Source organism: Haliea sp. (genome assembly GCF_040222615.1).
In the GTDB taxonomy this organism is placed as follows: domain Bacteria; phylum Pseudomonadota; class Gammaproteobacteria; order Pseudomonadales; family Halieaceae; genus Haliea.
Map to the genome: position 1 here is coordinate 1 of NZ_JAVKCQ010000198.1, position 8,032 is coordinate 8,032.

Sequence of the window (8,032 nt, forward strand, 5' to 3'; positions counted from 1 at the left end):
TCCGTCCCCGGCTCAAGCAAAAACACGACCGGTTGCGCGAGAGAAAATGCAGCCCAGGAAAATGCCCAACAGCGATGCTTGCTGTAGCGCCCCATCAAACGGGCCCACACCGGCATCGACAAGGTTTGAGCAACGAAAAAAACAATCATCAATAGCGGAAATTTCGCACCCAGCTGCAGATAATCACGCATGAACACAAAGATGACCGAGAGATACATGCCCTGGCCGATGCCCCAAACAGCCTGCGCCATCACGAAGCGCCACAGAGGACGATTGAACTTGAGGTCGCTCAGCGTCTTGCGCAACGGTTGCGGTGCCTGTTTCGCAAGATCGATACCCACCGGAACAAAGGAAATGGCCAGAAGTGCGCTGAGCGGCATGATTACAATGAATATCCAGGCTATGCCGTTGATGACCGGGGGACCAATTTCGGAGGTTCCGGTGAACGGAGCCAGTACCAGCGGCAGCACCCAGAACAGAATGCTGCCGACCACCGACATCACGGAGTAGCTGGTGGAAATGCGCGAGCGGTCGTTATAGCCAACGGCCAGTTCGCTACCCCAGGCCTGGTGGGCAATCGTGAACAGGGTAAAGCCCAGGTAAACCCCGCAAAGCCAAAGCGCATAGTAAAAACTGCCCGCGTCTGCCGGTGGGCGGAACAGCTGGAAGATCGCCACCGAGGAGACAATAGCCCCCATTACCAGCCAGGGTTTGCGCTTTCCCCATCGGGTTGATGTACGGTCTCCAAGGTATCCCACGATCGGGTCCGTGGCGGCATCAAACCACCAGCGCAGCAGGTTGACCACGCCAATGCCGGTTAGCGTTGCCGCTGTGTGTTCAACATAGAACGTCGGTAGCACGATGGCCGCCGGCAGATTGATAAAGGCGATGGCAACGGCCGGGAGTGAGTAGAGAAAAACCTGGCCATTGCTGGATTTTTGCATGCTGGCGCCCTATTCCAGACCGGGGTTTGCCTGGAGCACCGCGGCTATCTTTTGCTGTACCTCCGGGGTCAGTTTGGCGACCACATCCACCGCCGCCAGGTTGTCACGCAACTGGGCCGCGGAACTGGCGCCAAGGATGGTCGTGCTGACCCGGGGATTGCAGCGGGTCCAGGCCAGCGCCAGGTGGCTAACGGAAACACCCAGGTCCAGGGCAATCTGTGTCAGCTGCTTGGTCACCTCGATCCGCACCTGCCCCTGCTCGCTGAGGATATTTTTCGCCAGCCAACCGTAGCCATCAAGACTGGCACGTGAACCATCGGGGATGCCGTCATTGTACTTCCCGGTAAGCACCCCGGAGCACAGCGGGGACCATGTGGTCAGACCGATTCCGTGTTGCTCGTACAGCGGTTCGAATTCCTGCTCCACACGATTGCGGACAAACAGGTTGTATTCCGGCTGTTCCATGGTTGGCGGCGTGAGATGGTGACGATCTGCGACCGCGCAGGCTTCCAGCAACTGCTCCGCAGACCACTCGGAAGTCCCCCAGTACAGCACCTTGCCCTGCTGGACCAGCGTATCCATGGCCCGCACGGTTTCCTCGATCGGCGTCTCCGGGTCGGGTCGATGGCAGAAGTACAGGTCCAGGTAGTCGACACCCAGGCGCTGCAAGGCCTGCTCGCAGGCTTCCATCACGTGCTTGCGACTCAAGCCCCGCTGCAGCGGCCCGGGATTTTTCTTGCTGCCGAACATGACCTTGGAGGACACGCAGAATGAATCACGGCTCCAGTTCAGCCGCCGCAGGGCTTCCCCCATGATCAGTTCCGACGTACCCCAGGCATAGCCTTCGGCGTTGTCAAAGAAGTTGACCCCGGCATCGTAGGCGACAGCCAGGCAGTCGATGGCAGCGTTGACGTCGATAGTGCGCCCGAAGGTGACCCACGACCCGTAGCTGAAACCGCTGAGCTTCAAACCGGACTTACCCAGTCGTCTGTATTCCATGGCGCTACCTGTATCCTGCGGTGGCAAGTCTCTGCCCCGCGCCTCCAGCGGGAAAGTGCGGGGCATCGAATGTGAACATTGTTCATATTCTGCTATATTGCCAGCGGCGTCAATCACCCGGGACGAGGAAATATGACATCTCACATAGCAGTGGAACGGAAGGGGTACATCAGCACTGTCACCCTAAGCAGGGCAGAAAAAGGCAACGCCCTCAGCGGTGAGATGCTGTCGGAGCTGGAGGCTATCGCGTGCAGTTTTGCCGACGACGAGCAGACCCGGGCCGTGATCCTCCGGGCCGAGGGCGACAATTTCAGCTACGGCATGGATCTGGACGACGTGACCCGCAGCGAGCGCCCGAGCCTGTTGCTGCTGCGCCGCCAGGCGGAACTGGGTGCAAGACTGATACGGGCCATTGGCGAAATCCACCAACCCACCGTCTGCGCCGTCCAGGGCGTTGCCACCGGCGGCGGTGCCTGTATCGCCAGCGCCTGTGACTTCCGAGTTGCCGCCGACAACGCCCGCATCGGCTACGGCGAGGTCAAGCTGGGCATGAACCTCATGTGGCAAGCCCTGCCGCTGTGCGTGCACCTGGTGGGGCCCGCCCGCGCCAAGCAGTTGATCATGTCGGGCAAGTTGTTTACTGCCGATACGCTCGCCCAGTGGGGATTCCTCGATGAGATCTGTGCACAGGATGAGCTGGACGCGCGGACACTGGCCTGGGCGGAGGAATATGCCGCACTACCGCCGATGGCGGCACAGATGATCAAGCGCAGTATAAACCGCGTGGCGGGCGCCATGGATGTGGCCATCATGCACGCGGATGTGGATCAGTGGCTGCTGTGTGTCCAGAGCGAGGACTTCGACGAGGCGATCAGTGCGTTCAAGGACAGACGGGGCGGAGAATTCACTGGCAACTGAAAGCCCTGCGCGTCACTGGTGATTAATCTCAAAATTCCCCCGGCAACGCGTTATCATGGCGCCCGAAAACCCGCTATGAGACAAGGATTTTGGGCATGACCTCGGAGACCCGCAAAGAAACCACCCTGGACCCGGCTTTTTCAAGCGCTCTGCAAGCCCTGCTGGGAGTCAAGATCGAAGGATTCCGCCAGCTGCAGGAGTGCCAGAAACTGACCGCCGGGGCCAGCCAGGAGACGTTTCGTATTCTGGTCTCGACGGACCAGGGCGATCGGCAGTTCGCGTTACGTCGCTGCCCACCGACCCAACAGGGTGGGACCACCCTCAGCCAGATTGGCCTGGAAACAGAGGCGCAGCTGCTGCAACTGGCGGCCACAGCGGGTATTCCCGTGCCGCGCGTCATACATGTACTGACTGAAAGTGACGAGCTCGGTGAAGGCTTCCTGATGGCATGGCTGGAGGGCGAAACCCTGGGCCAGCGTATCGTCAAATCGGAAAAATTTGCCGATATAAGACCCCATCTGGCTCGTCAGTGTGGCGAAACCCTGGCTCGTCTGCACGCCATCGACATTGATGCCAGGATGAGGAAGCGCCTGCCCACGGTGAGCCCTGCTGCCCTGGTGCAGGAGACCTGGGAGTGGTACCAGGGCCTGAACGTGCCCGCGCCCATGATTGATTACAGCGCACGCTGGCTGCTTGAGAACCTGCCCCGGGAGTCGCGCCAGACACTGGTTCACGGCGATTTTCGCAATGGCAACCTGATGATCAACGAGAGTGGCCTGCATGCGGTGCTGGACTGGGAACTCACCCAGATCGGGGACCCGGTCCGCGACCTGGGCTGGCTCTGCGTCAATTCCTGGCGGTTTGGCAAAGCCGAGCTGCCTGTGGGGGGGTTCGGCACGGTCGAGGACCTGCTCGCCGGCTACCAGGCGGTCTCGGGCATCGAGATCAGCCGGGAAGACCTGCGCTTCTGGCAGGTCTTTGGCTCCTTCTGGTGGTCAATCACCACACTCGCGATGGCCTCTACCTGGCGCAGCGGCGAAACCCCCAGCCTGGAGCGCCCGGTTATCGGCCGACGCTCATCGGAAGCGCAAATGGATTGCGTGAACCTGCTGGTTCCCGGCAAGTTCGAGCAGCCGGAGGACCCCGCACTGGACAACGGCACCCAATTACCGATGCCGGCCGAGCTCCTGGAGGGAGTGCGGACATTTCTGAAAGACGAGGTCGCCGCGAGCGCAAACAGCCACTTCTCCTTCCTCGCCAAGGTCGCCGCCAACTCACTGGGCATCGCCCAGCGCGAGTTTCTCCACGGTCCCCGCCTCGCACTCGCAGAACATGGACGGCTACAGGCCCTGCTGGGCACAGGCGGGCTCGACGAACTGCGCTGGAAACTGGCCGAGGCACTGCGCTCCGGATTGCCGCTGAAGACACCCGGTCTCGCAGATCACCTGCGACTGACGGTTGCCGGGCAACTGTCCATCGATCAGCCTCACTATTCGGCACTTTCAGGGTCCTGACCGTCCACGATGGCAGGGACTGTGCTGGGCATTCGTTCAGTATTGACCGAATATGAATTGCGCGGTGACGGGCCGCTGCAGAAGTTCAGCCCGAAAGAGCGGCTTGCTTCGCTGTGTTCCTGCCTGATGACTCGTACTGTAGGGAGAACAATGTATAGCGATGAGTAGCCTGGTTACTGCCATTGACTGGGCCATTATTGGTGTTTATCTCGCGGGATTAATCGCACTCAGCGCCTGGCTGTCACGGTCTCAGCATTCGCGTGGAGACTACTATGTCGCCGGCCGGCAGACGGGTGCATGGCCCATTGCCATATCTATCATGGCGACACAATGTTCCACCAACAGTATCCTCGGTGCGCCGGCGTTCGTGGCGTTCGCCGCGGGCGGTGGCCTGATCTGGTTGCAGTACGAGCTGGCGGTACCCATCGCCATGATCGTGGTCATGGTGTTTCTCTTGCCCCTGTTCCGCAATCTGTCACTCATCTCCGTGTACGACTACCTGGAGCGGCGCTTCGATTTGTCTACCCGCCTCTGGCTGAGTGGCATCTTTCAGGTACTGCGCGCCTTTGCCACGGCGGTGACGGTGTACAGCATTTCCCTGGTGGTCGAACTGATCTCCGGTCTCTCGTTTTTCTGGTCGGTCATGCTGCTGGGGGTCATGACCGTGATCTATGACGTCCTGGGCGGCATTCGCGCCGTCATTTACAGTGACGTGATACAAATGATCATACTGGTGGTGGTACTGCTGCTGCTGTTTGGCTTGCTGCTGAATGCGATCGGCGGCTTTGATCAACTCCTGGCCGGCTTGCCACAGGAGCGGAGAGCCGCTCTGGACTTTGCCCATCATGGCCTGGGAGATGGCCACGACTTCGCCTTCTGGCCCATGCTCTTCGGCGGCATCTTTCTCTACGTTTCCTATTATGGCTGCGACCAGAGCCAGGTACAGCGGGAGCTGTGCGCCCGCACTGTGGATGACGGCAACCGGGCGCTGTTCATCAATGGCCTGCTGAGGTTTCCACTGGTGCTGCTGTACTGCCTGATTGGTGCCGGGCTCGCCGTGTACGCTGCGGGAGAACCCGGGTTCATTGCCGGCTTGCCGAAGAATGGCGATGTGCCGAACTACAACCTCGCCGTTCCACTGTACATGATCCAGCAATTGCCCACGGGCATCGTCGGCATCGCACTGGTCGCGCTCTTCGCCGCTGCCATGTCGTCACTGGACAGCGTTATCAATAGCCTCAGCGCCACGACGATGGAGGATTTCGTGCGCCGCTTGCATTCCGGCGCAGGCTGGTCAGATGTCCGCGAGCTGCGTTACTCGCGGCTGCTGACATTTGCCTGGGGCGCGACAACCCTGACAATGGCCTTCTACGTGGGGCAGATAGCCGACACGGTACTGGTTGCGATCAACAAGATAGGGTCACTGATCAACGGTCCGGTGCTGGGTGTGTTCGCTCTCGGCGTGCTAAGCCGGCATTGCAACGGGCGTGGCGCCAGGGCCGGGCTTGCCGCGGGATTCGTCCTGAATCTGTTCTGCTGGCAGTTCGTGCCGCAGCTTTCGTGGCTCTGGTGGAATGTCTTCGGCTTCCTTGCGACGGTGACTGTGGGCTACGGTGTCAGTTTTACCGGCGCCAGGCCGATGCAAGATCTCGCATTACTGGTCTGGAGCCCTCGCCGCTACGCCCAGTTCGGCTTCGCCGTGAACTGGCTGCCCCGCTACGGCTGGTTACTCGGGTGGTTTGTGTTTCTGGTTGCGACTCTCGCCTTGTTCGGAGAGGTCCGGCAATAGTCCGGCACTGGTAATGCAGCAGAGCTCAAACCGGCAAAAGTCCGGCAGTGAAAACCCGCTGGATAGGAGCAAGGCAATCCGTCGGTCCATGAAGTGCGCCTTCGAAAACAACACTGCGTTATCAAGAGAGACCTAGACTGGACCGGACCGAGATCCGGCAAGCAATTCACGGCTCCCGCAAGACTCCTACTCTTCGAACAAGTCAGCATGTGTACCGGTCCGGGCAAGCTGCAGCTCCTATCCTTCAATCCGATAGAGAAGAAGCCAATCCGGATCAATGTGGGCGCCTCGCCACCCTGCCGACTTTCCTTTTAGCGGGTGATCCCGATATCGCTCGAGCAGCGGCTGGCCGCCAATACCGAGAACCCGTATGTAGAAGCAGTTCGCAAACGGCTTCATACCGAGTTCTGGACACCACAGTTAGCCTCGATATTTCCGGCAGAGCATCAGGATACATACCTTGCGAATTTCGAAAAAATCGAGGCTGCCATCCTGTCAGGAGACCCAGACGAAGCCGCGCGGACATACGCGTATCATGGCCGCTGGGTTGCGGACAAACTGAGAGAAGCTTACTCCAGCGCACCCTGAGCAAGCGCTCAGTGTAAAAGTACTCCCGCCAGCGAATACTGGTGTGCAAGTCGGTCACGATGCCCGGAACGGGCGGTCACGTTCGCCGGAATATGTAGAAGCAATACGTGTTTTTATTAAAGTCGTCCAAGAAGGTGGTTTTGTTGAAACTAGCGGGCATTGGATCTTTCCGCTCGGTCCTGCCCTTTCAGTAGCACGTTTGGATAAAGCTTGGGCAATGCGTCAGGTCCACGAGGCATGTCACCCTCCTCGTGTCGTCCATTGAAGGGAGCCGATACAGTCGTACTACTTGGAACTGGACGATCCGCTTGCCTCCCCGTTCCTGGCTCAGCTAGCTACGGGCTCCGAGATACTTGGTCGCGATTCACCCCGCAGCCGAAGGCGCGCAGTCATAACCTGCGTTGAGTCCGACGATAAATCCAGTGCTTCCAGAACCTGGTAATCTGCGCGAAGGGGCGATCCTCGGCAAGCAGATCACGTTCCTCGGCAGTATAGGGTTGTGTCGAAAGCGCTCGCTTTTGCCTGAGCAGGTGATAGAAGTCAGCCTCCTGCAGGCGACGCCGCAACCACCCCAGGGGACGCAGTGCAAAGGCATCACAATAAGCCGGAAAGCGCAGGGCCGCGGCGAGATCGATAAAGATTACTCCCCGCCCAGGGCTCACCAGCATATTCCTCCCCCGCAGGTCATTGTGGGCGAAGCCCAGGGCGTGGATCGCCTGCAGCGCGCGCACTGCCTGGCCATAGGTGTTGTCATCTGCAGCGAGCGTGCGCGCGGAGGGGTGCTCTCCCGGGATGTATTCCATGGCAAAGCGGTAGGCGTCAATACAGCCCAGGTGCCGCGGCACATGAGGCGAGTCCGCCAGGGCGCGGAGAATCCTTACTTCACGCCGCGCAAGGTAGCGCGCCAGCGGCCTGAGGTACCAGGGCGTGGCGGAATAGTCCTTGACCACGTATTGCCGGTCGCGACCGGTGTGCAGGGTTACCGAGGCCTTCAGGCCTCCACCCCGGGAGAGAAACCTGGCCGGCCCGGCTGGCAGTCCGGGAAGGGCGATACCGCACCAGCGGCTATCTACGTTGCTTGTCACTGACATATTGGCTCCGGTGATCAACTATTTCGGAAAAAACGAGGCCATTCATGCGGCCTCTGTTGTGGCGTCCCTTATCATTTTTCGTGCCAGAAAATTTTTCCTTGTTAATCAGAACCTTGGAGCCAACGACAGGTCACAGGAATTTGTGAAATGCTCGCCAAATCCTGTGAATCCCAAATATCTGTGACCTGT

Annotated in this window: 8 protein-coding genes; 4 read left to right on the forward strand and 4 right to left on the reverse strand. The window is 59.6% G+C overall.

The window, feature by feature from the left end; translation table 11 throughout:
* Both RJQ10_RS15655 and RJQ10_RS15660 read right to left on the reverse strand, forming a co-directional pair.
* The coding region (locus RJQ10_RS15655; protein WP_350148264.1) for an MFS transporter at window positions 1-944 on the reverse strand (944 nt) is incomplete at its 3' end.
* Between the two features lie 9 nt (window positions 945-953).
* Window positions 954-1,943, reverse strand: coding sequence for a potassium channel beta subunit family protein (locus tag RJQ10_RS15660; RefSeq protein ID WP_350148266.1), 990 nt, complete (start codon window positions 1,941-1,943; stop codon window positions 954-956).
* Window positions 1,944-2,075: 132 nt separating this feature from the next.
* On the opposite strand from RJQ10_RS15660, the gene RJQ10_RS15665 reads away from it, so the two are divergent.
* From RJQ10_RS15665 to RJQ10_RS15675, 3 genes are all read left to right on the forward strand, one after another.
* Complete coding sequence (locus RJQ10_RS15665) at window positions 2,076-2,861, forward strand: enoyl-CoA hydratase/isomerase family protein (RefSeq protein WP_350148268.1); 786 nt, start codon at window positions 2,076-2,078, stop codon at window positions 2,859-2,861.
* A gap of 95 nt (window positions 2,862-2,956) precedes the next feature.
* Window positions 2,957-4,375, forward strand: a complete 1,419-nt coding sequence (locus tag RJQ10_RS15670; RefSeq protein ID WP_350148270.1) for a phosphotransferase family protein — start codon at window positions 2,957-2,959, stop codon at window positions 4,373-4,375.
* A 160-nt stretch (window positions 4,376-4,535) separates the two neighbouring features.
* Window positions 4,536-6,164, forward strand: a complete 1,629-nt coding sequence (locus tag RJQ10_RS15675; RefSeq protein ID WP_350148271.1) for a sodium:solute symporter family protein — start codon at window positions 4,536-4,538, stop codon at window positions 6,162-6,164.
* 237 nt (window positions 6,165-6,401) lie between these two features.
* Here RJQ10_RS15675 and RJQ10_RS15680 read toward each other — a convergent pair whose 3' ends face one another.
* On the reverse strand, window positions 6,402-6,563 hold the full coding sequence (locus RJQ10_RS15680; protein WP_350148273.1) for a type II toxin-antitoxin system mRNA interferase toxin, RelE/StbE family: 162 nt from the start codon (window positions 6,561-6,563) through the stop codon (window positions 6,402-6,404).
* Here RJQ10_RS15680 and RJQ10_RS15685 point away from each other — a divergent pair.
* Window positions 6,510-6,752 (forward strand): hypothetical protein, encoded by a 243-nt coding sequence (locus RJQ10_RS15685; RefSeq protein WP_350148277.1) that lies wholly within the window; start codon window positions 6,510-6,512, stop codon window positions 6,750-6,752. The genes RJQ10_RS15680 and RJQ10_RS15685 overlap by 54 nt on opposite strands.
* Window positions 6,753-7,141: 389 nt before the next feature.
* Here the strand turns inward: RJQ10_RS15685 and RJQ10_RS15690 are convergent, their stop codons facing one another.
* The gene (locus RJQ10_RS15690) at window positions 7,142-7,843 is read right to left on the reverse strand and encodes an RIO1 family regulatory kinase/ATPase domain-containing protein (RefSeq protein WP_350148275.1); all 702 of its coding nucleotides are present in this window, start codon (window positions 7,841-7,843) and stop codon (window positions 7,142-7,144) included.
* Window positions 7,844-8,032: the final 189 nt, after the last annotated feature.